This window comes from Nonomuraea sp. B1E8, from assembly GCF_039871515.1.
Taxonomy (GTDB): Bacteria; Actinomycetota; Actinomycetes; order Streptosporangiales; family Streptosporangiaceae; genus Nonomuraea.
This window is the reverse complement of sequence record NZ_JBDPLS010000001.1, coordinates 614,255-637,145: the sequence shown is the minus strand read 5'-3', so window position 1 is coordinate 637,145 and position 22,891 is coordinate 614,255. Positions and strand designations below refer to the sequence as shown.

General features: G+C 70.1%; 18 protein-coding genes. 12 read left to right on the top strand and 6 right to left on the bottom strand.

Translation table 11 applies throughout. From position 1 onward, the window contains the following. Positions 1–59: 59 nt before the first annotated feature. The 3 genes from ABGA98_RS02870 to ABGA98_RS02860 all read right to left on the bottom strand — a co-directional run bounded on the left by ABGA98_RS02870 (position 60) and on the right by ABGA98_RS02860 (position 4,101). On the bottom strand, positions 60–1,427 hold the full coding sequence (locus ABGA98_RS02870) for a hypothetical protein (protein WP_347616583.1): 1,368 nt from the start codon (positions 1,425–1,427) through the stop codon (positions 60–62). Positions 1,428–1,592: 165 nt separating this feature from the next. Beyond that, complete coding sequence (locus ABGA98_RS02865) at positions 1,593–3,347, bottom strand: biotin carboxylase N-terminal domain-containing protein (protein ID WP_347616582.1); 1,755 nt, start codon at positions 3,345–3,347, stop codon at positions 1,593–1,595. A gap of 34 nt (positions 3,348–3,381) precedes the next feature. Continuing rightward, on the bottom strand, positions 3,382–4,101 hold the full coding sequence (locus ABGA98_RS02860) for an SDR family oxidoreductase (protein WP_347616581.1): 720 nt from the start codon (positions 4,099–4,101) through the stop codon (positions 3,382–3,384). 129 nt (positions 4,102–4,230) lie between these two features. Here ABGA98_RS02860 and ABGA98_RS02855 point away from each other — a divergent pair, with 129 nt between their 5' ends. From ABGA98_RS02855 to ABGA98_RS02840, 4 genes are all read left to right on the top strand, one after another. Further along, positions 4,231–4,503 carry a WXG100 family type VII secretion target gene (locus ABGA98_RS02855; RefSeq protein ID WP_165960088.1) on the top strand — a complete coding sequence of 91 codons (273 nt, stop codon included), beginning with the start codon at positions 4,231–4,233 and terminating at the stop codon, positions 4,501–4,503. 275 nt (positions 4,504–4,778) lie between these two features. Further along, positions 4,779–6,941 (top strand): serine/threonine-protein kinase, encoded by a 2,163-nt coding sequence (locus tag ABGA98_RS02850; RefSeq protein WP_347616580.1) that lies wholly within the window; start codon positions 4,779–4,781, stop codon positions 6,939–6,941. A gap of 16 nt (positions 6,942–6,957) precedes the next feature. After that, complete coding sequence (locus ABGA98_RS02845; RefSeq protein WP_347616579.1) at positions 6,958–8,106, top strand: S8 family serine peptidase; 1,149 nt, start codon at positions 6,958–6,960, stop codon at positions 8,104–8,106. A 108-nt stretch (positions 8,107–8,214) separates the two neighbouring features. Further along, on the top strand, positions 8,215–10,266 hold the full coding sequence (locus tag ABGA98_RS02840; RefSeq protein ID WP_347616578.1) for a hypothetical protein: 2,052 nt from the start codon (positions 8,215–8,217) through the stop codon (positions 10,264–10,266). A gap of 596 nt (positions 10,267–10,862) precedes the next feature. Here ABGA98_RS02840 and ABGA98_RS02835 read toward each other — a convergent pair. The 3 genes from ABGA98_RS02835 to eccCa form a co-directional block, all read right to left on the bottom strand. After that, positions 10,863–11,990 (bottom strand): transglycosylase SLT domain-containing protein, encoded by a 1,128-nt coding sequence (locus ABGA98_RS02835; protein ID WP_347616577.1) that lies wholly within the window; start codon positions 11,988–11,990, stop codon positions 10,863–10,865. After that, positions 11,987–12,286 carry a hypothetical protein gene (locus ABGA98_RS02830; protein WP_347616576.1) on the bottom strand — a complete coding sequence of 100 codons (300 nt, stop codon included), beginning with the start codon at positions 12,284–12,286 and terminating at the stop codon, positions 11,987–11,989. Before ABGA98_RS02830 ends, ABGA98_RS02835 begins: the two co-directional genes overlap by 4 nt. A 79-nt stretch (positions 12,287–12,365) precedes the next feature. Further along, positions 12,366–16,346, bottom strand: a complete 3,981-nt coding sequence (gene eccCa, locus ABGA98_RS02825; protein ID WP_347616575.1) for a type VII secretion protein EccCa — start codon at positions 16,344–16,346, stop codon at positions 12,366–12,368. Positions 16,347–16,492: 146 nt separating this feature from the next. Between eccCa and eccD the strand changes: the two genes are divergently transcribed. The 8 genes from eccD (at position 16,493) to ABGA98_RS02785 (ending at position 22,887) form a co-directional block, all read left to right on the top strand. Then, entirely contained in the window at positions 16,493–17,950 is a 1,458-nt protein-coding gene (gene eccD / locus ABGA98_RS02820; protein ID WP_347616574.1) for a type VII secretion integral membrane protein EccD, read from the top strand. A gap of 21 nt (positions 17,951–17,971) precedes the next feature. After that, positions 17,972–18,415, top strand: a complete 444-nt coding sequence (locus ABGA98_RS02815; protein ID WP_347616573.1) for a YbaB/EbfC family nucleoid-associated protein — start codon at positions 17,972–17,974, stop codon at positions 18,413–18,415. 261 nt (positions 18,416–18,676) lie between these two features. Continuing rightward, positions 18,677–18,994 (top strand): WXG100 family type VII secretion target, encoded by a 318-nt coding sequence (locus tag ABGA98_RS02810; protein ID WP_347616572.1) that lies wholly within the window; start codon positions 18,677–18,679, stop codon positions 18,992–18,994. Positions 18,995–19,011: 17 nt separating this feature from the next. Continuing rightward, positions 19,012–19,317, top strand: coding sequence for a WXG100 family type VII secretion target (locus ABGA98_RS02805; RefSeq protein ID WP_347616571.1), 306 nt, complete (start codon positions 19,012–19,014; stop codon positions 19,315–19,317). Between the two features lie 69 nt (positions 19,318–19,386). Then, entirely contained in the window at positions 19,387–19,779 is a 393-nt protein-coding gene (locus tag ABGA98_RS02800; RefSeq protein ID WP_347616570.1) for a hypothetical protein, read from the top strand. After that, a complete protein-coding gene (locus ABGA98_RS02795) occupies positions 19,779–21,101 on the top strand; it encodes a WXG100 family type VII secretion target (protein ID WP_347616569.1) in 1,323 nt (440 codons plus the stop codon). The genes ABGA98_RS02800 and ABGA98_RS02795 overlap by 1 nt, the downstream gene beginning before the upstream one ends. After that, positions 21,098–22,120 carry a hypothetical protein gene (locus ABGA98_RS02790; RefSeq protein ID WP_347616568.1) on the top strand — a complete coding sequence of 341 codons (1,023 nt, stop codon included), beginning with the start codon at positions 21,098–21,100 and terminating at the stop codon, positions 22,118–22,120. Before ABGA98_RS02795 ends, ABGA98_RS02790 begins: the two co-directional genes overlap by 4 nt. Then, positions 22,117–22,887, top strand: coding sequence for a hypothetical protein (locus ABGA98_RS02785; protein WP_347616567.1), 771 nt, complete (start codon positions 22,117–22,119; stop codon positions 22,885–22,887). Before ABGA98_RS02790 ends, ABGA98_RS02785 begins: the two co-directional genes overlap by 4 nt. Positions 22,888–22,891: the final 4 nt, after the last annotated feature.

Sequence of the window (22,891 nt, the reverse complement as noted above, 5' to 3'; positions counted from 1 at the left end):
TGCCGGGCCTCGCGGGGGAGCGCTCCTCCTGCCGAACTAGAACGGCCGGTGGTGTGGCGTCACCAGTCGCCGCCGCCGAAATCTCCGCCGCCGAAGTCGCCGCCGCCACCGAAGTCGCCCCAGCCGCCGCCGGCGTCGCCGCCGAAGTCGCCGCCGAGGTCACCGGCGTCGGCGTCGTAGCCGCCGCCCCAGCCGCCGAAGCCGCCGCCGAGCATGCTGCCCATCATGGTGCCGATGAACATGCCGGTCATGATGTCGCCGAAGCCGCCGTAGTAGCCGTAGGCGTACGGCTGGTAGGCCGGGCCCGCGTCGTAGTAGGGGCGGCGCTGGCCGTCGACCATGACCTCGCGCATCTGCGGGTCGAAGCCGCGCTCCACGGCCTCGGCGTCCATCTTGCAGGCGGGCACGTCGCGCACCGCGCCGCCGGGCGGGGCCCAGCGCACGTCACGGGCCGACGGGCCGTGCTGCGGGTTGAAGAAGCAGGGCGCGCGCCGCTCGGGCACGGGGTCGTTGTTGACCTTGGCCTTCACCACGGCCAGCGCGTAGCGGCCGTCCTCGAGAGTCTGGGTGACCTCGCGGACCTGGTCGGCGCGCTCCACGGCCGCGAGCTGGGTCTTGGCCTTGTCGTAGGAGTCGAGCGCCGTCTGCCACTCGTCGATGTGCTTGCCGCTCTCGCCGGACAGCGTCACGTCGGTGTCGAGAGCGGTGATCTCCTCGCCCAGCTTGGTGACGTCCTCGTCGACGGTCTGCTTGACCGCGGCGAGGTCCTTCGCGTCCTGGATGGCCTTCTTCTTCCTCTTGTTGCTGGAGTAGAGGAAGTAGCCACCGCCACCGACGACCACGAGCGTGCCCAGGGCGATCAGCGCGGCGGTGCCGCCGGCGCCGGGGTTGGCCTGGCTGCCGGAGTCGAGAGCTGAGCGCTTGCCCTGCGCGGCCAGGTCGACGCGGTTGGCGAAGTCTTTCATGCCGTCGACGACGTTGCCCTCGTTGGAGCTGACCGCGCGGTTGGCCAGCTCGCCCGCCAGGCCCGGCTGGCGCAGGGCGCTCGAGGCGGCGAACAGCGTCATGCCGTCGAGCACCGCGAAGGTGGCCCGCGGCCGGCCCGCCGCGGTCAGCGCGGAGTTGAGCTGGGTCATGTAGCCCTTGATGGAGGAGTCGTCGACCGTGCCGTCGGGGAGCGCCACAGCGTAGATCTTGGTGTCGGCCCCCTTCAGCGCGTCACGGATGTCACTCTGCTGGTCAGAGGTCAGGGGCGAGCCCGACTCGACGAAGAGCGGGTCCTGCTTGTCCTTCCAGAAGGACACGACTTCCTGAGCGTCAGGTGGAGCGGCCGCCGCGTTGGCGGCAGGGGACAGCGCAAGAACGACGATGAGACCGGCGATCAGAGCCGCGATCACGGCCCCTGCTCGGCGCAGCGAATGGGTCATTGGCAGCAAGCCTCCTTCGCCCATGAGGACGAACGGGCGGTCGGCAAAGTTCCTCACTTGAACGTTACCCGCCCAGGAGTGCGCGGGTGCACAAGGCGGGCGAAGATCCTGGACGGCAGATGTCCCTTTTGCCGCCCCGCGGGGAAAGAGGCGGGGCAGCTCCCGTCACGAGTCCTTGATCACGCAGATCGTGGCGCCCGAGGTGACCGTCTGCCCCACGTCCGCGGAGAGCCCGGTGATCGTCCCCGCCTTGTGCGCGGTGAGCGGCTGCTCCATCTTCATGGCCTCCAGCACCACGACCGTGTCGCCCTCGGCGACGACGGCGCCGTCGCCGGCCACGATCTTGACGATGGTGCCCTGCATGGGGCTGACGAGCGCGTCGCCGCCCGCCGCCGCCTTCTTCGCGCCACCGCCGCCGCGCCTCGGCGCCTTCGTACCGGACCCGGCGGGGGTCGTGGCGGAGGCCGCGCCCAGGCCCGCGGGCAGCACCACTTCGAGGCGCTTGCCGCCGACCTCGACGGTCACCGACTCGCGCTCGGGAGCCTCGCCGGAGGCGATCTCACCCGCGTACGGGGCGATCGTGTTGTCCCACTCGGTCTCGATCCAGCGGGTGTGCACGGTGAACGGCGAGGAGACGAAGGCCGGGTCGCTGACGACGGCCTCGTGGAACGGCAGCACGGTCGGCATGCCCTCGATCGCGAAGTCGGCCAGCGCCCGCCGCGACCGCTCCAGCGCCTCCTGGCGCGTGCGCCCCGTCACGATCAGCTTGGCCACCAGCGAGTCGAACGTCTGCGGGACCGTCATCCCCGCTTCGTAGCCGGCGTCGAGCCGGACGCCCGGCCCCGACGGCGGGCGCATGACGGTCAGCGTGCCGGGCGCGGGCAGGAAGTTGCGCCCCGCGTCCTCGGCGTTGATCCGGAACTCGATCGAGTGCCCGCGCACCACCGGGTCGTCGTAGCCGAGCGGCTCGCCGTCGGCGATCCTGAACATCTCGCGCACCAGGTCGATGCCGGAGACCTCCTCGGTGACCGGGTGCTCGACCTGCAGGCGCGTGTTGACCTCGAGGAAGGAGATCGTGCCGTCCTGGCCGACGAGGAACTCGCACGTGCCCGCCCCGACGTAGCCGGCCTCTTTCAGGATGGCCTTGGAGCTGGAGTAGAGGACGTCGAGCTGCTCCTCCGACAGGAAGGGCGCCGGCGCCTCCTCCACCAGCTTCTGGTGGCGGCGCTGGAGCGAGCAGTCGCGGGTGCTGACGACCACCACGTTGCCCTGCCGGTCGGCCAGGCACTGCGTCTCGACGTGGCGGGGCCGGTCGAGATAGCGCTCGACGAAGCACTCGCCGCGGCCGAACGCCGCGACCGCCTCGCGCACCGCCGACTCGTACAGCTCGGCGACCTCCTCGAGCCGGCGCGCCACCTTGATGCCGCGCCCGCCGCCGCCGTACGCGGCCTTGATCGCGATCGGCAGCCCGTGCTCCTCGGCGAACGCCACCACCTCGGCGGCCCCGGAGACCGGGTCCTTCGTGCCCGCGACCAGCGGCGCGCCGACCTTCTGGGCGATGTGCCTGGCCTGCACCTTGTCGCCGAGCGCGGCGATCGCGGCCGGCGGCGGGCCGATCCAGATCAGCCCCGCGTCGATGACGGCCTGCGCGAAGGCGGCGTTCTCGGCCAGGAAGCCGTAGCCGGGATGCACGGCGTCCGCCCCTGAGCGCCGCGCGACGTCGAGCAGCTTGGCGAAGTCGAGGTAGGTCTCCGCCGGCGACTGCCCGCCCAGCGCGTACGCCTCGTCCGCCACCCTGACGTGCAGGGCGTCGAGGTCCTGGTCGGCGTATACGGCCACGCTGCCGATCCCGGCGTCCTTGCACGCACGGGCCACGCGTACGGCGATCTCGCCGCGGTTGGTGATCAGAACCTTCCGCACCGACGTAAGTCCTTCCTGCTGCCCGAGTTGCGGTTCAGCGGCCCAGGTATGCGCCGCCGTTCACGTGAATCACTTGCCCTGTCACGTGCCTGGCACCCGCTGACGCCAGGAAGAGAACGGTATCGGCCACATCGGCCGGATTTCCAGGGCGGCCGTTGCGCGTGTTCTCCACGCGGGCCCTGATGCCGTCTTCGGTCAGCCGGCCGCGGAAGAACTCGGTGTCCACGACGAGACCGGGCGAGACGACGTTCGCGGTGATGCCTCTGGGGCCGAGCTCGGCGGCCAGGTCGGCGGTCCAGGACTCCAGGGCGGCCTTGGCGGCGCCGTACGAGCCCGAGCCGGTGCCGCGCGCGGCGATGGAGCCGATCGAGACGACCCTGCCGTCCCTGGCGACGCGCGGCGCGAGCGCGGTGGTGACGAGCACGGCGGACATGAGGTTGGCGTTGAGGTTGGCCCACCAGGCCCGCGCCACCTCCGCCAGCTCGCCTGGCTGGCCCCGGTCGAGGTTGGTGTTGCCGCCGGCGTTGTTGACCAGCACGTCGACGTGCGCGGGCAGGTCGGCGAGCGCTTCGTTCACGGCGGCGGGGTCGGTGGCGTCGAAGGGCACGCAGGAGGCGCCCAGGCGCTCCGCGGCCTCCTTGAGCACGCTCTCGCGGCGCCCGGTGATCGTGACGCGGTCGCCGAGCGAGACGAACGCCGCCGCGACGGCGTATCCGATGCCGGTGCCGCCGCCGGTGACCACGATCTCGCGCATGGAAGTCTCCGCTTCCGCCGAAGATGAACGATCCTCCGCTAGACCATAGCCGCTCGGCATAACAGGGGCGACGGGAGATGGGCGACCTTAGCCTGAGGGCGCTTTCACAGGTTCCCCCAGGAGGTATGCATGAGTCAGAGCATGCTCGGCGGCGACCCCGCGGAAATGCAGCAGATGTCCACCCAGTTCACCCAGCAGTCCGAGGCGGTCCGCACCACGATGACCGCACTCGACCGCGAGGCCGCCAAGGTCGGCACCGCGTGGACGGGGCCGGGCGCCCAGCGTTTCCAGCAGGCGTGGCAGAACTACCGCACGGCGTTCCAGCGCATGACCGAGGAGCTTCAGGAGGCTTCGCGGGTCATCGGCACCTACCGCCAGAACATCGAATCCGCCACGAAATGATCACGGGCAGGGGCCCTGGCGAGGGTGCCGGGGCTTCTTCCACAGGCGCGGGCGGCCACCGTCGCCGGCGCCGCTCGGGCGGCCTCCCGCACGTCACGGGCGCCGCGACGCCGGACGGCGGGATGCCGTCACCTCCTCGTGCCGCCGAGCGACCGGCGTCGTGCCCCGGTGTTGTAGGAGCCGGCAGTCAAGCGAGCAGCCGAAACCCCTGATGCGTATGGGGCGTATTTGGTTAAATGTCCTTCGTTCATGACGCAATCCCGGAAAGGACGGTCATGGCGGAGAACGACGCCCCTCAGCCTGAGCGGATCGGCGGCCACGAGATCACGGGCCGCCTGGGCGAGGGGCCGCGCGGTGTCGTCCACCTAGGCCGGAAGTCCGAAGAAGCGCCGCAGGTGGTCGTCAAGACGCTGAGCGCCGACCCGGCCGCCGACCCCGGCTTCGTGGCCAGGCTCAAGAGCGTCGCGCGGGTGTCCAGCACGTACGTGGCCCGGACGTTCGACGCCGGCGTCGACAAGGGCCTGCCGTACGTGATCAGGGAGCATGTCGAAGGACGCTCCCTGGCCGAGACCGTCGCCGCGGACGGACCGCTGACCGGCGACGCGCTGGAGCGGGTCTCGGTGGGCATGCTCACCGCGCTGACCGCCGTCCACCTGGCCGGATTCGCGCACCGCGGCCTCAACCCTTCCAACGTGATCCTCGCCGGTGAGGGCCTGCGCGTCACCGACGTCGAGATGGGCGATCCGGTCGGTGAGATCGGTTACCGGGCGCCCGAGCAGCTCAATGGACTGCGGTACGGCCCGTCCGCCGACATCTTCTCCTGGGCCGCGACCGTCGTGTTCGCCGCCACCGGCTCCGCTCCTTTCGGCCACGAGGCCGAGAACGTGCTGAACGGGGAGCCCGAGACAGGGGAACTGCCCGAGCCGCTGCGCGAGGTTGTGCTGGCCGCGCTCTCCAAGGAGGTGGGGGCGCGGCCGACGACGCACACGGCGATGCTGCGGTTGCTGGGGGGCAACGTGCCCACCGGCCCGCAGGAGGATTCCGCTGCGCCGTCCGCCCCTGCTGAGGGCGCGCCCGGCGGGCAGCCCGGGCCGATGACGCCCACGATCCTGCCGATCCAGCTCTCCGTCAAGGGCATCAAGCCGCCTCAGGCGCCGGCGTCACCCGCTCCCCAGACCGCCCGGGGCCCCGTACAGCCTGGCCCCATGCAGCCCGGTCCTCTGCAGCCTGCTCCCGGCCAGTTCGGCCCAGGCGGCCCCGGCCCCGCGCACCACCAGGGCCCGATCGGCCAGATCCCGCCGGGTCCGGGTCCGATGGGTCCGGGTCCGATGGGTCCGGGGCATGTGCCGGCGCAGAGTCCCGTGGAGGCAGGGCCCGGACCCTCTGCCTGGGGTCCTCCGCCAGGCCCCGGCCAGCAGGCTCCGCCGCCCCAGAATCCGGAGCCCGGCGTCGTGCCCAAGCCGGGTGAGGGGCAGCAGCGCAAGCCGTTCCCCGTCGGGCTCGTGGCGGGCCTGACCGCAGTCGCGCTCCTGTCCGGCCTCGGCCTGTGGGGCGCGAGCCAGTACTCCGACAAGGTGACGTTCTCCCCGATCGCCGCGTCCAGCACGGACACGACCGGCGAGGGCAACGGCTTCTCCGCCCAGGGTGAGGGGTCGGCGACGGGCGCGCCACCGCAGCCGCAGGCCGAGGTGACCGCGCCGTGGGCGACCACGCCGAACCCTAACTCCAGCGACGTCGGCCCGATGGTGCTTCCGACCGACGAGCTCCCCACCAGCTCGCCGGCGGTTCCTGAGCTCACGGCGGTGCCGACACCGTCGCCGATCACGACTGTCCCGGTGCCCACGGTGACGGCGACGGCCCAGCCGACGACAACGACCAGCAAGCCGACCAAGAAGCCGACCAAGAAGCCCTCGCCGACGGCCACGGTGACCAAGACCGTGAAGCCCAGCAAGACGCCCACCCCGACCAAGAAGCCCACGAAGGAGCCGACCAAGGAGCCGACGAGGGAGCCCGAGCCGACGCCGACGAAGACGACGAAGCCCACCCCGAAGCCCACCCCGAAGCCCACCCCGAAGCCCACGCCGACGAAGACGACCAAGCCTGCGGCGAAGAAGAACCCGTACAGCGCTACCCAGGTGTGCGGCAGTGGTTTCGTGGTGCAGCGGAGCTCCTCGTTCGAGGGCGGCACGACGTACCAGCTGTGGAACAACAGCTCGGGGCAGAACTGTGTCGTCACCCTCAAGTCGGGCTCGGACGTCGGCAAGTCCACTCGCGTCAGCGCGACGCTGGAGGTGAAGGGCGGCAGCAGCAAGACCGACTCGGGGAACTTCGAATACTACGCGGGTCCTGTCAAGCTGTCCGCCAAGGGCAAATGTGTCCGCTACTCCGGCAGCGCCGGTTCTGGGAGCACGAGTGCGGGGTGGGCCAACTGCGGCTGAGCTTCGCTTTCCCGTCATGATCGGCCGCGTTCTGCTCGCAAGCCTGCTCGCCCTGCACCTCGGCGCGGCCCCGGCTGCGGCGGTGGCCGCGCCCGAGGAGTGCAAACCGGAGAAGGGCACGTTGAAGCTGCCTGCCAGCGAGCCCTGGGCGCAGAAACGGCTCGACATCAAGAACGCCTGGCAGTTGACGCGCGGCGCGGGGGTCAGGGTCGCGGTCGTCGACAGCGGTGCCGACTACCACCCGCAGGTCCAGATCTCCAAGATTATTGACGAGACGCACACCGGTCACCGCGACTGCGTCGGCCACGGCACGGCCGTCTCGGGCATCATCGGCGCCCGCTATGTGAGCGGGGTGCCCTTCCACGGGGTCGCGCCCGAGGCCGAGCTGGTGATGATCAAGCAGAGCAACAAGACCGAGGGTGACATCGCCAAGCTGATCAGCGCCATCGACGACGCCGTCGCGGCGAAGGCCGAGGTGATCAACGTCTCGGTGCGGGCCTCCGATCACTCCGGACTGAGGGCTGCCGTCCAGCGGGCGCTCGACAAGGACATCGTCGTGGTCGCCGCGGCGGGGAACGTCACGGGCCCCGACGACGAGGACGTGCCCGCCTATCCCGCGGCGTACGAGGGTGTGCTGTCCGTGGGCGCGGCCACCCCAGACGGCCGCCGCGCCGACCTGTCCAACGCCACCACCCCCGTCTCCGTGCTCGGCCCGGGGACGGACATCACCGCCCCCTGGCCGGGCCTTGGCTACAAGCGCGACCTGAAGGGCACCAGCTTCGCCACGCCCTATGTGGCGGGCACCGCCGCCCTCGTGCGGTCCCGCTTCCCCCAGCTCACCCAGGAGCAGGTGCGCCGCCGCATCATCGCCACCGCCGAAGGCACGACGGGCACGGGCAGCGGCGCGGGCATGGTGAACCCGGTGCTCGCTCTGACGGCCGTGCTGCCCTACGAGGACGCCGACGCCCCCGTGGTAGCCGAGCCGCCGCCCTCCGCGCTTCCCGCCGATGCCATCGCCAAGGTCCCGCCCCGAGATGAGCGGGCCATCGGCATCTCCATGGTGATGGGGACCGGCGCCATGGTGGCGATCGCCGTGGCGGGCGCGCTCGCGCTGCTCATTCCGCTGGGCCGCCGCAGGGGATGGCGTCCCGGCCGGCCGTCCTGATGGTTGCGTTTTGGTGAAACCGGAAGTTCGCCGGTGAAACTACTGATACCTATGTGATGGATTTGGTTGAATGTCCCATTGAGATCTTGAATCAGCGAAGGGACGATCATGCACCCCCTACGGCCGGGTGATCCCGAGAAGCTGGGCGAGTACGCCATCTCAGGACGGCTGGCCGATGGGCCCCGTGGCGTGGCCTACCTCGGCAGAGAGTCCGAGGACGCGCCTCTACGAGTGATCAGGTTGCTGCCCGCCGTCCCGGAGCAGGACGACGAGGAGATCGCCCGGCTCAGAGGAGTGCAGCGCGTCTCCAGCTCGTACGTCGCCAGGACCTTGGAGTCCGGCAGGCACGAGGACCGCCCCTACGTGGTGCGCGAGTACGTCGAGGGCCGCAGCCTCGCCCAGGTCGTGGCCGAGGACGGCCCGCTCGACCACGACGCGCTCGAGCGGCTGTCGGTGGGCATGCTGACCGCGCTGACCGCGGTGCACCTGGCCGGCATCACGCACCGCGGGCTCACCCCGCACAACGTGATCATCGCTGCGGGCGGCCCGAGGGTGACGGACGTCGACCTCGGCGGGCCAGTCGGCGAGCTGGGCTACCGCGCTCCCGAGCAGCTCAGAGGGCCGGTTTCCGGCCCATACGCCGACATGTTCGCCTGGGCCGCGACGGTGGTGTTCGCCGCGACCGGCGAGCCGCCGTTCGGGCAGGACGCCGAGTCCGTGCTGAACGGGCTACCCGAGGTGGGGAACCTGACCGAGCCGCTGCGCGGGGTGGTGCTCGCCGCGCTGGCCAAGGAGGTGGAGGCGCGGCCGACCACGTACACGGCGATGCTGCGGCTCCTCGGGGACCAGCGGGGCGCCGCCGGCCCGACGCCGCAGCAGCAGCCGTCCCAGCCGGGAGCGCCGCTCGTGGGCGTGCCCATTCCCGCGGTGCCTCTTGAGGGCATGACCGTGCCGGGAGCGCCGATCGAGGGCGTGCCCTTGCCGATGGCGCCGCCCTCGCAGCAGGACTGGGGGCCGGCGGCGCCGCCGCAGACTCAGGGTGGCGCCTCGCCGATGGAAGGCGTGCCGATGCCGCCATCGGGCCCCATGTGGGAGCCGCCCAGGCAGGAGCGGCAGGCGACGGTCCAGGGGCAGACGGTCTCCTCCCGCCCGCCGCGGAAGTTCCCCATGGGACTGGCCGCCGCGGTGGGCGTGCTGGTGGTCCTCTCCGGCGCGGGACTGTGGGGCGCCAGCCAGTATGCGTCGTCGCAGCGGTTCGAGCCGGTGAACGTGGCCGTGGGAACGTCCGAGGAGGGAACCCCGGAGGCCGGCCGGTCCGAGAGGACGGCCGCGCAGGAGGGCGTGCCTGAGCAGCCGGTGCAGCAGGAGGCCCAGCCGGAGGTGACCGCGCCGTGGGGTGAGCCGTCGGACGCCGACGTGGGCCCCATGACGCTGCCTTCCGACTGGACGTCGCAGACGCCCACGCCGCCCGAGCTCAGCACCGTTCCGACGCCGGCACCGATCCAGACCCAGCCGGTGGCCGCGCAGCCGACGCAGGCCCAGCCCACGGTGACCATGACGGGCGGGCCGAGCCAGAGCCCGACGCCCACGTCCGATGCCGTCGTGACCCAACCGGCGACCCCGGAGCCCTCATCGACACCGACACCCGCGCCGACCGTCACGGTGACGGTGACGCCCACCCCGACCCCCACTCCGACGGTCAGCGAGGAGCCGACCCCCGAGCCGACGCCGTCCGAGCCGAAGCCCTCGCCGACGAAGACGAAGACCCCGAAACCTACGCCGACGAAGACGAAGACCCCGAAACCCCAGCCCACCAAGACCAGTTCGCCGCCGCAGCGGAACCCGTACACGCCGGTCATGGTCTGCGGGCCGGGCTTCTCCGTGCAGCGCAGCCAGGATTTCCCCGGTGGCGAGACCTTCCAGCTCTACAACGGCGGCACCGGTGAGAACTGCGTGGTCACCATGAAGTCGACGTACGTGGGCAAGCCGACCGAGGTGACCGCCACGCTCGAAGTCAAGGGCGGCCGCACCTGGACGGAGTCCGGCACCTACATGTACTACGCCGGGCCGGTCAAGCTGCAGGCCAGGGGCAAGTGCGTGCGGTTCGCCGGCAGCCACAGGGGCAAGAGCACCAGCTCGAACTGGGCTAACTGCGGCTGACCCGCCCGTGACGGCGAAACCCCCTCAGGCCGGTTCCTGAGGGGGTTTCCGCGTGTGCGCCCCTTGGGGGTGAAAGTCCCCTGGAGGAAGAGGTGGTGCTAACTCCGAGCCGGAGGCAAGGGCGTCGTTGTGAGGCGGGGCCTGGAGGAAGCCCGAGGCGAAACTCTGCACTGAGGAACGCGGACCGCGTATGAGGCCGGATGGGTCTGGGCGAGCCTGCACGCGAAGGTGAAGCCCGTCATCACCGACAGGACCGTCAGGTAGACGCGGCGGGCGCAGGGGGAAATGATCGTTCTAGATCTGCCCGGGTGTCGGTTGTGCTGTTGTTGTCGCCGCGCCGACGGTTCCCGTCGTGAGGTGAGGGCTGACCAGGCAGAAGTCAGCAGAGGTCGTAGTACCGGTGAGGGGAACGGGACAATCAGCCGGGAAGGGTTGTGAAACGGGCGCTGCCCAACACCCATTCGGACGATCTCGGCCTGCTCGGACTCCAGAACACCTGGCGCAGGCTCAGCACCACGGCTGACGAACCGCCGGATGCGGGCCCGCATGTCCGGTGGTGGGAGAGGAGGGTGAGGCGGCCTCACCCTCCTACTCGATCAGTAGGGCTTGTATCCGGCGTTCGGGTCTCCACTCTCCAGGGACTTGATCCCGGGGTGTTCGCCGAGATTGCCGTAGCGGCTGTAGGTGTACAGGACGCCGGCGATGATGTTGTCCACCGGCTCCCGGATCTTGTCGTACCCGGGCAGCGCGTGCGCGTTGAAGGTGGGCGGGATGGTCTGCATCAGCCCTTGGGACGGCACGCCGTTCTTGGCGTTGATGTCCCAGTTGTTGATCGCGTTGGGGTTGCCGCCCGACTCGTGGTGGATGATCGTCCAGATGCGCTCGATGTCCTTGGGGTCGTTCGGGTCCAGGTCGCTCACGTCCAGACCCCTCTGCCTCAGGATCGCGGCCATCTCGGGCGACTTGATGACCCTGATGGCCTCCTTGATCCACTCGACGACCTGCGGCTTTGGCGCCGGGGTGTTGCCGTACGACGATGGCGCGCCGGCTCCTCCGCCTCCGCCGCCTCCTCCGGCCCCTGGGCCGGAGTCCGGGCCGTCGGGCGCGTTCGCCGAGGCGAGCGAGGTGGGGGAGTAACCCGCGGTCTTCTCCCAGTCGATCTGGTGGTCACCCGGCAGGAAGTCGGCGCCTCCGGGCTGCCGGATGCCCTTGAAGAAGCCGAACCCGTCCTCGCCGAGCTTCCTGTCGAGCGCGGTCTTGGCGGTGGTCAGGGCTGTCGTGGCCGTGGTGACGGCCTGGTTGGCCTTGCCGACCGGATCGTCGAGCTGCTGCTTGACGTGGTTGTCGATCTCGGTCTGCGTGGCGTCGCTGTGGTCGCGCCGGTAGTCGCTCGCGGCCGTGGTCGCGGCCTCGTGGAGCCCGCTGACCGTGGAGTGGGCGGTCTCCAGCTTGGTGGCCGCCGTGTCGAGGGCGGAGGCGCAGGAGTTGAGGGCGCTCTTGAGCCTCCGGCCGGCGGTGGGGTAGGCGGTCATGTAGTCGGCGAAGGCGTTGGCCGAGTCGCCCTCCCAGGCCTTGCCGACTTCGGTGACGTTTCTGACGAGCTTGTTCGTCGAGGTGGCGATGTGCCCGCCCATCGTCCGCATGGCGGCGGCGATGTTCCTGATCGCCACCGGGTCGCCGTCGACCTTGTTCTTGAGCCCGGCCAGGGTCTCGACGATGCTCATGCGCCTGACCCCGTCTCGGCGTCGCGGAAGTTGGAGGCGACCTGGCCGAGCGCCCGCTCGACGTTGGTCAGGCGGTTGCGTCCCTCGCCGAGTTCGGACCTGACCGATTCCCAGACCGCGTCGATCTTCGCGGCCAGGTCGCCGGCGCCTTCGAGCTCGCCGAAGACATCGGACTTGGTGTCGCCGTGAGGTGCGGTGACGTCGGAGTTCACGAACGCGTCGCCGAAGTCGAGCATGTTCTTCACCCTGAGGGCCTGGCGTGCGCACTCCTCCAGCGCTTGAACATGTACGTCCACGTAACTCATGGGACTCCCGGCGGTCGGTGAAGGCAGGAAAGGGCGGTCAACATGGGCACCTTCGTCCCGGGACCAGGAATCACGGCTGCTCCATGTAGGCGGTCTGGATCAGGCGCGCACCGTACTTCCTGTCGACGTAGAAGCCGCGGCCCGCGGGCAGCGGCTGCGGGCGGACGTTGCCGAAGAGCTGGCCTTCCTCCCGGTTGCCCGACATGATCAGCGCCGGGCTGGCCATCTCCTTCATGCGCTGGACGGCCTGGTCGTACATGGCGCGGCTGGCGCCGCCGCTCTGCCGGGCCAGCACCAGATGCAGCCCGATGTCGCGGGCCTGCGGCAGCAGCTCCGCCAGCGGCGCCAGAGGGTTGTTCGACGTGGCCACGAGGTCGTAGTCGTCCACCACGATGTACAGGTCCGAGCCCTGCCACCAGCTCCGCGAGCGCAGCTGCTCCGGAGTGAGGTCGGCCGGAGGAAGGCGCTTGAGCAGGGCGGAGCGGGCGTCCTGGATCAGCTCGGCGGCCGCGGTGCTGGAGGCGGCGTAGCCGATGCGGTGGTCGGTCACCGCGGTGTCCAGCAGCGAGCGCCGGTAGTCGATCACGAGCATCATGGCCTCGGCCGGCGTCTTCCTGGCGACCACGCCTTCCATGATGAGCTTGAGCACGTTCGACTTGCCGCACTCGTTGTCGCCGAACACGATGAAGTGCGGGTCGGTGTCGAAGTTCAGCATGACGGGCGAGAGCGTGTCCTCGTCGATGCCGATCGCGATGCGCTGCGGGCCCGTCTTCTCCGGCGACGGCAGGGAGGCCGCGGGTAGCAGCGACGGCAGCAGGCGCACCGGCGGTGCCGACGGCCCCTGCCAGGACCGCCGCACGATCTCCACCATCGAGCGCAGCCCTTCGGACACGTCCTCGGCGGTGCGCTGCCCGTCAATCCGCGGCAGGGTTGCGAGGAAGTGCATGCCGTCCCTGGTCAGGCCGCGCCCCGGCACCCCTTCCGGCACCGCGAGCGAGGCCTTCCTGCTGATCTCCGACTCGTACGCGTCGCCCAGCTTGAACTCGATCCTGGTGCCGAACAGGTCCCTGATCGCCGGCCGGAACTCCGACCACTTGTTGGTCGTGGCCACCACGTGGACGCCGTAGTTGAGCCCGCGCGCCGCCAGGTCGGTGATCACGGCCTCCAGGCTCTCGAACTCCTGCCGGATCGTCAGCCACCCATCGATGACGAGGAACACATCGCCCCACCCGTCGCTCTTGGTGCTGCCGTCGGCGACCATCCGCCGGTAGGCGGCGATCGACTCGATGCCGGACTCGGCGAAGCCCCGCTCGCGCTGCCGTACCAGCGAGGACACCTCGGCGACGGTCCTGCGCACCCGGTCGGCGTCGAGCCTGGTGGCCACGCCGCCCACGTGCGGCAGCCCTTCCAGCGCCGCCAGGGCGCCGCCGCCGAAGTCCAGGCAGTAGAACTGCACCTCGCGTGGCGTGTGGGTGAGGGCCATGCCGGAGATCAGCGTGCGCAGCACGTTGCTCTTGCCGCTCTGCGGCCCGCCGGCCACGCCGACGTGGCCGGCCGCCCCGGACAGATCCAGCCAGTACGGGTCACGCCGCTGCTCGAAAGGCCGGTCGATGATCCCGATGACGGCGTGCAACTTGCCACGGCCGTCCCACGTGGGCGTGGACAGCCCGAGCTCCGGCGTGACCGAGAGCGGCGGCAGCAGGTGCGCGAGCGTGGGTGGCTCGTCGAGCGGGGGCAGCCAGATGCGGTGGGCCGCAGGGCCGTGTCCGGCCAGCCGCCGGACGACGATGTCGAGCAGGCTGTCCTGCGGGCCGCGTTCGTCCACCTCCGTGGAGGGGGCCTCCTTGGAGGGCTCGGGCACGAGCGGCAGCGGCGCGTACGCCGAGGTGTACTCGACGACCTGGCGCTGGGTGGCCTGGTCGTCGTCCGAGCCGGCGTGGCGGTGGTCGCCCTGGTAGGCGCCCGAGACGTAGGCGGCCTTGAACCTGGTCATGTTGGTGGTGTCGACCTTGAGGTAGCCGTTGCCGGGCGCCGAGGGCAGCTCGTACGCGTCGGCCACGCCCAGCACGACCCGGCTCTCCATCGCGGAGAAGGTGCGCAAACCGATCCGGTACGACAGGTGGGTGTCCAGGCCCCGCAGCCGCCCCTCCTCCAGCCGCTGGGAGGCGAGGAGCAGGTGCACGCCGAGCGAGCGGCCGAGCCGGCCGATCATCACGAACAGGTCGATGAACTCCGGCTTGGCGGACAGCAGCTCGCTGAACTCGTCGAGCACCACGAACAACGTGGGCAGCGGGGCCAGGTCGGCCCCCTGCTCCCTGGCCCGCTCGTAGTCGCGCAGCGAGGCGTAGTTGCCGGCCGAGCGCAGCAGTTCCTGCCTGCGCACCATCTCGCCGTGCAGCGCGTCGTGCATGCGGTCGACCAGCGGAAGCTCGTCCTCCAGGTTGGTGATGACCGCGGAGACATGGGTGAGCGAGTCGAGCCCGAGGAAGGTCGCGCCGCCCTTGAAGTCGACCAGGACGAAGTTGAGGATCTCGGGGGAGTGCGTGACGGCCAGCCCCAGCACCAGCGTCCGCAGCAGCTCGCTCTTGCCCGAGCCGGTGGCTCCGATCACCAGCCCGTGCGGGCCCATGCCGCCCTGGGCCGACTCCTTGATGTCGAGCTCCACGATCCGCCCGTCGGATCCGAGCCCGATCGGCACCCGCAGCCTGTTGCGACCGGCTCGGGGCCGCCAGGTGAGCGCGGGGTCCACGCGGGCCGGGTCGCCGACGCCCAGCAGGTCGGTCAGGGTGGTGTTGATCGCCAGCACGTCCTCGGCCTCGCCCGCGGAGGCCGCCGAGGCCCGCAGCGGCGCGAGCTGCCTGGCCAGGCCCTCGGCCCGCAGGAAGTCGAGCTTGTCCGGGTCGCCGAACCGTGTCCTGTGCTCCTTGCCCGCGTGGTCGATCTTCACCATGTAGAAGCCGTCGGGCTGGACGTCCAGGCGCAACGTGTTCTGCTCCGCCACGTCGGCGGTCGAGCCGGACAGGTCGATCACCGTCACTCCCTGGATGGCGTCGCTGCCGAGCTGGGAGTCGTGCGGCACGTGCCCGCCGTCCACGATGAGCACGTGGTACGGCAGCGCGTCCCCGGCCGACCCCGGCCGGAACCTGGCGCGTTCCTTGAGCTCGTTCCCGACCAGCCGGTCCAGCTCGCTGAGGTTCTCCGCCATCAGCCGGACCTGTCCCGCCGCGTCCTCCTCCTCGGGATGCAGCGCGTGCGGCAACCACTTGACCCACTCCCAGTGCGGCATCCATTCCTCGCCGGAGCACACCATGATCCGCATGTCGTCGGGCGAGTGGAACACGGTCAGCTGGCTGATCACGGAGCGCAGCAGGTCGCGCACGGCGACGGGGTCGCCGTTCACCCTGATCCTGGCGAACGAGCCGAGTGCCACGGCGACGGGCAACTGGGCGACCGTCGAGTGCGCCCTGATGAACCTGCGCAGCGCGCCGGCCGACAGCGCGTCCAGGTCCTCGACGGGCTTGGAGTCCGGCGGGATGAGCTGGACGGCCAGCTTCTGGACGCCGGTGCCGAGACGTACGGTCGCGAAGTCCTCGTCGCGCGGGCGGCGCTCCCACAGCCGGGGGCCCATGGCGATCCACCACAGGGAGTCGGGCTCAGGGCCGCTCCACTCCAGGGCCTCGCGCTGCTGCTGCGCCGCGCGCCTGGTCCGCTTGCGGATCTGGCCCAGGTACCTGAAGTAGTCGCGGCGGGCGCCGTTGAGCCGGTATTTCCGCTCGCCCGCCTGGCGGCCCATCTGGCCGAGCGTCATGCCGACCATGGACAACGCGAACAGGCCGCTGGCGACGTACATGATCGGGTTGGCGTTGCCGTAGGCGGTGAACATCAGGGCCATCGCGGCCGCACCCGCCACCATGGGGAGGTAGGTGAGGACCATCGAGAAGCCCTGCCCCTGGACTTCGGGGATTTCGGGCGGTGACTCGATCAGAACCTCGCCGCGGGGCGGCTTGGGGCCCGGGCGGCGTTCTGGCCGGCGTACGACGACGATGCTCATCACGACGTTCTTACCAGAAAAGACCAGATATGTTCTCTGTTGTCCGTGACCATTGGTGGGGACGGAGAGTTGAGATGGGACAGATCGTTCAGGGGCCTCCACTCGGTCCACCGCCGGCCCAGGGTCCGCCCCCGGGATTTCCTCCGATGCACGGCCCGCCGCCAGGCTTCCCGGGACCGCCCGGGCAGCCTCCGCAAGGGCCGTTCCACCAGAGCGCGCTGCCGCAGGTGCCGATGCCCCTGCCGGCGCAGTGCCACGTGACGATCGTCGGCCCGCGGCGCAAGGCAGATCTGGCGCTTCCCGCTGACGTCCCGCTGCCCAACGTGCTGCCCAGCCTGCTGCGCGCGCTGGGAGAGGTGGGCGGCGACGCCGCGGCCGCTCCCGGGTGGACGTTGCAGCGGCTCGGCGGGGCGCCGCTCGACCTCGGGCAGAGCCTCGGCGCGCTGGGCGTGCTCGACGGGGAGATCCTCTACCTCAGGCCGCGCGAGGCGATCCTGCCGCCCGCTCTCTATGACGACGTGGCCGACGTGGTCGCCTCCGGCGTACGCGACGGCGGTGTCTGGTCGGCCAAGCACACCAGGCTGGTGGGCGCCGGCGGGGCCGCGGGCCTGCTCATCCTGGGGGGGTTCGGCCTGGCCGTGTCCGGCATGCCGGGGGTGACCGTCACGATCGTGGCCGCGCTGCTGACCCTGCTGCTGGTCGTCACCGGCGCCCTGCTGTCCCGGGCGGTCGGGGACTCCATGGCCGGCGCCCTGATCGGGCACGCGGCGTTGCCGTACGGATTCGTCGCGGGCTTGTTCGCGCCGGGCGGGACCCCGCTGGCCTTCGGCGTGCCGCACCTGCTGTCGGCGTTCGCCTGCACCGCGCTGGTGGCCGCCGTCGCGGGCGCGGTGATCTCCGACGGCGTTCCCGGCTTCCTCGGTACGGCCGTCGCCGCCACGGTCGCCGGGATCTGCGCGGCGGTGATCATGGTGTGGTCGGCCCCGCCGGCCGGGGTGGCGGCGCTGGCCATCGCGGTGCTGCTGGCGTTCAGCCCGCTGGTGCCCACGCTGTCGTTCAAGCTCGCCAAGGTGCCGCTGCCGGCGATGCCGACCACCGCGGAGGAACTCCGCAGCGACAACCAGCGCCTGGACGCCGCGGCCATCCAGGAGCGCACCAGGGGCGCGCAGCGCTACGCCACCGGCATGATCGCGGCCATCGCCCTCTCGGCGCTGATGGCGCTGGTGCTGCTGGTGTTCGCCGACGGCTGGGTGGCGGCCGTCATGATGGTGTCACTGTCGCTCACGCTCATCATGCGGGCCCGGGTCTTCCGCGGGTTCGGCCAGCGGATCTGGCTCATCGGGGCGGGCCTGGCCGGGCTCTCCATGCTGGCGCTGTCGCTGATCAGCTCCGGCGGGATCGTCGGCTCGCTGGCCGTGGCCATCGGGGTGTTGTGGGTGGCGCTGACGAGCGTCGGCATCGGGTTGTGGCTGCCAACGGGAAAGCCCTCGCCGTTCTGGGGCCGCGCGGCCGACATCCTGGACCTCGTGCTGATCGTCCAGCTCTTCCCGCTCGCTCTGGGCGTGCTGGAGGTCTACACCTGGGTGCGCGGGCTGTCCGGATGATCCGACAAGAAGGGTAGTGAGATGCAGGAGTTCGGCGACTTCGCGAAGATCGACATAGACAAGCTGCTGAAGGGTGCGGACGAGCAGCTCGCCCTTCTGGAGAAGTTCCAGGAGGAGGTCGGGTCGTACGTCGGTCATGCCCAGGACGAGGACGGTTTCGTCACCGTGGAGTACGACCATCAGGGCATGCGCACGCTGGAGATCCACCCGAAGGCGATGCGGCTGTCCTCGGGCGAGCTGGCCGACCTGATCAAAACCACGCTCGCGGAGGCCACGGCTGATTTCCAGAGCCGGCTCAACGCCGCCACGAGTGAGATGTTCGGCGAGGACGACAACCCCATGAAGCACCTCTCCGACCCCGAGGCCGCACTCGGCAGGATCAGGGAAGCGGGGGCGCTGCACGACAGGGCGTTCGCGGACGTGATGGGCGAGCTCGACCGCATCCGCCGCAGGATGAACCTCTGACGCAGCCCGTCCACCGTCTGGATCAGATGTTTGTCAGGACATACCAGGCCCGCCACCAGGGCGTTCACCTGAAAGTTGCAAGAGTGCGACTAATCCGTGATTTGTGGTTTCTGGGAATAAGGGGGTCATTGGTGGCTAACATGCCTTTTGAGGTTGATCGCGGGGGTAGTCGGTTCCATCAGGGGGTGACCGCCCGCCGTAGCAGCAACGCCATATCGACTTGGAGGTCCAGTGGCACTGTACGGGGCAAGCCCCACTCAGTTGACGAACGCGGCAGGCTACTGCCAGGACACCGCCCAGTACATCGAGGGCATGCGGCAGCGGGTCGAGCAGATCAAGGCCGACCTGACCACCCAGGGCTGGAAGGGCGGCGCGGCGCAGAAGTTCGCCACGGCCCTCACCCAGTGGGACGGCGAGTTCAGGGGCGTCATCAGGATCCTTGAGGACATCTACGACCGGATGAACATCGGCGCGGGCGTCTACCGGAACGCGGCCGACCAGAACATGGACATCGCCGGTGGTTTCGTCGGAGCCGGTGAGGGCGGTCGCATCGACTCCCTCATCAACGCCAACCGCTGAGCAGGACGGAGAACGCCATGACCACGCCTGACGACTACACGTACGTCCGGTTCGGCTCGATGGAGCAGGCCTACGAGGAGCTCAAGAAGGTCGTCACCGAGCTCGACCGCGCCACCGACGACCTGTACGCGGACATCAAGAGGGAGCTCGGCCCGAGCTGGGAGGGCGAAGCCGAGCGGTTCTTCGAGGAGAAGCGCCAGAAGTGGAACGCCCACGAGAAGGCGATGGGCCAGCAACTGTTCCAGGCCGCGTCGGCGGTCAACGTCGCCAAGGGCAACTATGAGCAGGCCGAGCGGCGCAACATCGGTATCTGGACGGACTGACCCGGACCGTCGATCCTCTCGGTCATCGCCAGCCGCGGTGGCCGAGAGTTCTGCTGCTAGAGGTGGAGCATGACAAGCAGGGACGCGACGGACGGGGGCAGCGACCCCCTTGCCGCCGATCCGCAGCTGTTCGAGGGTGGAGCCCGCGAGAACTCGCCGACGGGCATACGAGGGGTGGCAAGAGAGCTGAGGATCAGCCTCGACGCCATGCTCGGCGGCGGTGAGCGGCCCAACGGGAACATCAACCAGATCTCGACGGGCGGAGAGTTCTCCGCGGCCCAGATCGGTCAGTGGGACGACGCCCTGGCCCTCGCCTCGACCGTCGAGTCGAAGAACGCGGGCAGGAAGTTCGCCGAGGTCTACCAGAGGTTCATCGAGACGTATCAGAGCGTGGTCGAGGCCGTGGAGGCGAGCGCCGACAGCCACGACCGGGCCCGCCAGACCAACGAGGGTAGGGGCTGATGGGCCAGCAGCGGGGGGTCGTCACGATCCTCTCCTTCGACCGGACGCCCCAGGGCGCCTGGGTCGACAAGGACAAGAGCGAGATCAAGGCGCTGCTCCAGAACACCGACTCCTTCACCATCGAGACCACCGGGCAGACCTACCAGGACGCGGCGAGCAAGATCGAGCAGGCCATCAACGCCCTTGAGGCGCACGCCGGCAAGATCGCCGATGTCTGGAAGGGGCCCGACGCCGCCAGAGCCCGCACCGCGCTGGAGCTGCTGCACGCCACCGGCAACGAGCTGTCCAGCAAGCTGTCCATGATGGGCGCCGCGCTGCAGACGTACGCGGGGCACCTCAACGACACCAAGACCCAGGTCGACGAGGAGGTGTCTGTCCCCTCCGCCGGCCTGACCCAGCAAGAAGAGGACCTCGTCAGGGAGGGCCTCGAGAACACCCAGGCCCAGCGCGCGCTCTACGAGCTCAACCAGAAGATCGTCAGCATTTACGACATCGATCTTCCGCACAGCGTCTCCTACGATCTTCCGGCGGTCACCATCCCCAGCGGCCCCGCCGAGACGCAGGAACCGGACTACCGCACGGGTCCCGGGACGGAAGGCCCTGCTTTCACGACTCCCGTGAACGACGATGGCGGCTCCTACGACGGCGGCTCGCGAGTGTCGAACACGAGCACCGGAGGCACCGGCAGTGGCTCCCCTTCCGGCAGTTCCGAGCCGCAGGGATCCGATCGCGGTGACTCCGACCCGCGTGGTTCCGACCCTGGCGGCTCCAATCCTGGTGGCTCCGACCCCGGTGATCCCACCAACCCCGGCCCGGACACCCCGGCCGACCCGGGCACGGACCCGCCCGCCTCCCAGGACCCCGGAGGTCAGGACCCCGGATCGGAGAACGGCGCCACGGCGCCGCCTGTCATCGGTGCCGACGACACGACGACGACCGACGGCACGAATCCCACGGATCCGCGCCAGACCGACATGGCCGGCTACCAGCCGCCGACCGCCACGATCGCTCCGCCGACCGTGACCACGCCGTCCACCACGCTCAACCCGCAGATCGGCTATAACCTTCCCACCACGGGCGGCACGCCGGGCATCCCCTCGGTGATCGGCTCGCCGGCCATCGGCGGTGGCCAGTCCCCGCTGGTCACCCCCCTCGGACGCGGCAGCTCGACGGGGATGGCGGGCGGGATGCCCTTCATGCCGTTCATGGGCGGCGGCGTGGGCGGCGGCGAGTACAGCGATCTGGAGCGGAACACGTACGTGCCGGAGGACGCGAACTGCTGGACGGTCGGTCATGACACGACGGATCCGGTGATCGAGTGACGTACGGGATACCGGGCCTCACGGGCCTCGGCGGCGAAGGGCTGGAGATGTCGTCGGGCATCTCCTTCACCAAGGACGAGCTCGAGAGGGCAGGCAACAAGATCGGCGATCAGACCGATCTTCTTACCGGTCTGCAGACGGCCGACAGCAAGCTCGACGTGCCCTGGCCGGGCTTCGGCGTGGCGGGCTGGGGGCTCGGGAGCCTCCACTCGCAGTCGATCGAGACCCAGCGCGACACGCTGGACCGGGCGCGCAGGGCGCTGGAGACCTGGTCTCCGGCGCTCAAGGCGGCCGATCGCAACTACCGCAAGGCCGACGAGGACAGCGGCCCCGGCGGCCCCGGCGACCTTGGCCCGCAAGGGCCCGAAGACCTCGGGCTGGGTGACCCCGGTGGAATGCCCGACCCGGGCCTCGGTGATCTGGGCGAAACGGAGATGTCCGCCATGCCGGACACCAACCTGCCCGACAGTGAACTGCCCGACAGCAACCTGCCGGATGGCGAGCTGCCCGACAGCGACCTGCCGGATGGCGAGCTGCCTGACAGCGACCTGCCCGACATGGACACCCCTAGCACCGACCTGCCCCAGCAGAACCTGCCGGGCACCGACCCGGCGGACATGAAGGTCCCCGACATCGACTCGGCGCTCAATAACCCGGACGCGACCGACCTGTCGAACTACGACCCCACGACCCCGCAGATCCCGGGCGGCAACCTGCCGTCCGTGGATCCCAACGCTCCGAACTCGGGCACCCGCGTGGGGCCCGGCTCCGTCAGCGGCCCGGGCACGGGAGCGGGAGGACTCGGCGCCGGCGCGAACGGCGGCGTCTCGGCGGCCGGGTTGCGCGGAGCGGGCGCGTCCGGCATGCCGATGATGCCCTTCATGCCGATGGGCGGCGCGGGCGCGGGCGCCGGCCAGGAACGCGACCGGGACAAGAACGTCGGGCTCCCCGAGGACGAAGGCGTCTGGGGCGGCGATGAGGACATCGCACCGCAGGTCATCGGGGAGGAGGAAATATGAGCGTCTTTAAGGAGATGTACCTTACGGCCGCGGGTTCGGCTGCGGCCGCAGCGTTGGTGCTCAGGAAGCCTTGGGCGTCGTACATGGCGCTAGCCATCGGCACCTTGGTGTCCGACCCCGAGGGTATGGGGGATGCGGCCAGGCAGTGGCGCACGGCCGACCACTCCGGTGACATGGAGGAACTCGACCAGCTGGACCAGCAGCTGGACGATCTGAAGGCGCAGCTCAAAGACCAAGGCACGTGGGAAGGGCAGGCCTTCGACTCGTTCGAGACCGTTCACACCAGCTTCAAGGAATCGCTGCAGCAGCTCAAGGAGTCCCGTAACGCCACAGGCGACGGCGTCGATGCGCAGGCGGATTTCTTCAAGTGGGGCGCCGTAACCTGCACGGCCCTCGCCATGTTCATGTGGACTGTGGTGATAGTGAGCTATGGGTTTCTGCTCACCTCGGCCACTGGCTGGGGCATGGTGGCCAAGGAGGTCTGGGAGACGCGCATGGGCCTGAAAGGGCTGAGCATCACCAAGGCGATGCTCAGGAAGCATGGCATAGCCGTCGCCACCCTCGCCGGACTGCTGATCTTTCTCAAGACGCAGACCGAGAGCGTCGGCAAGATCTTCCCCACACTTGAGGCCATGCCGACCCAGATGTCCTCGATGCAGAACGGCGGCGCGATGCCGTTCACGAACGACGGCCTGACGTACGAGAAGGAGATGGGCGCGCTCTCCCCGCAGATGGACGAGTCCATGGACGGCGGCCTGCCGCGTTAGGCCG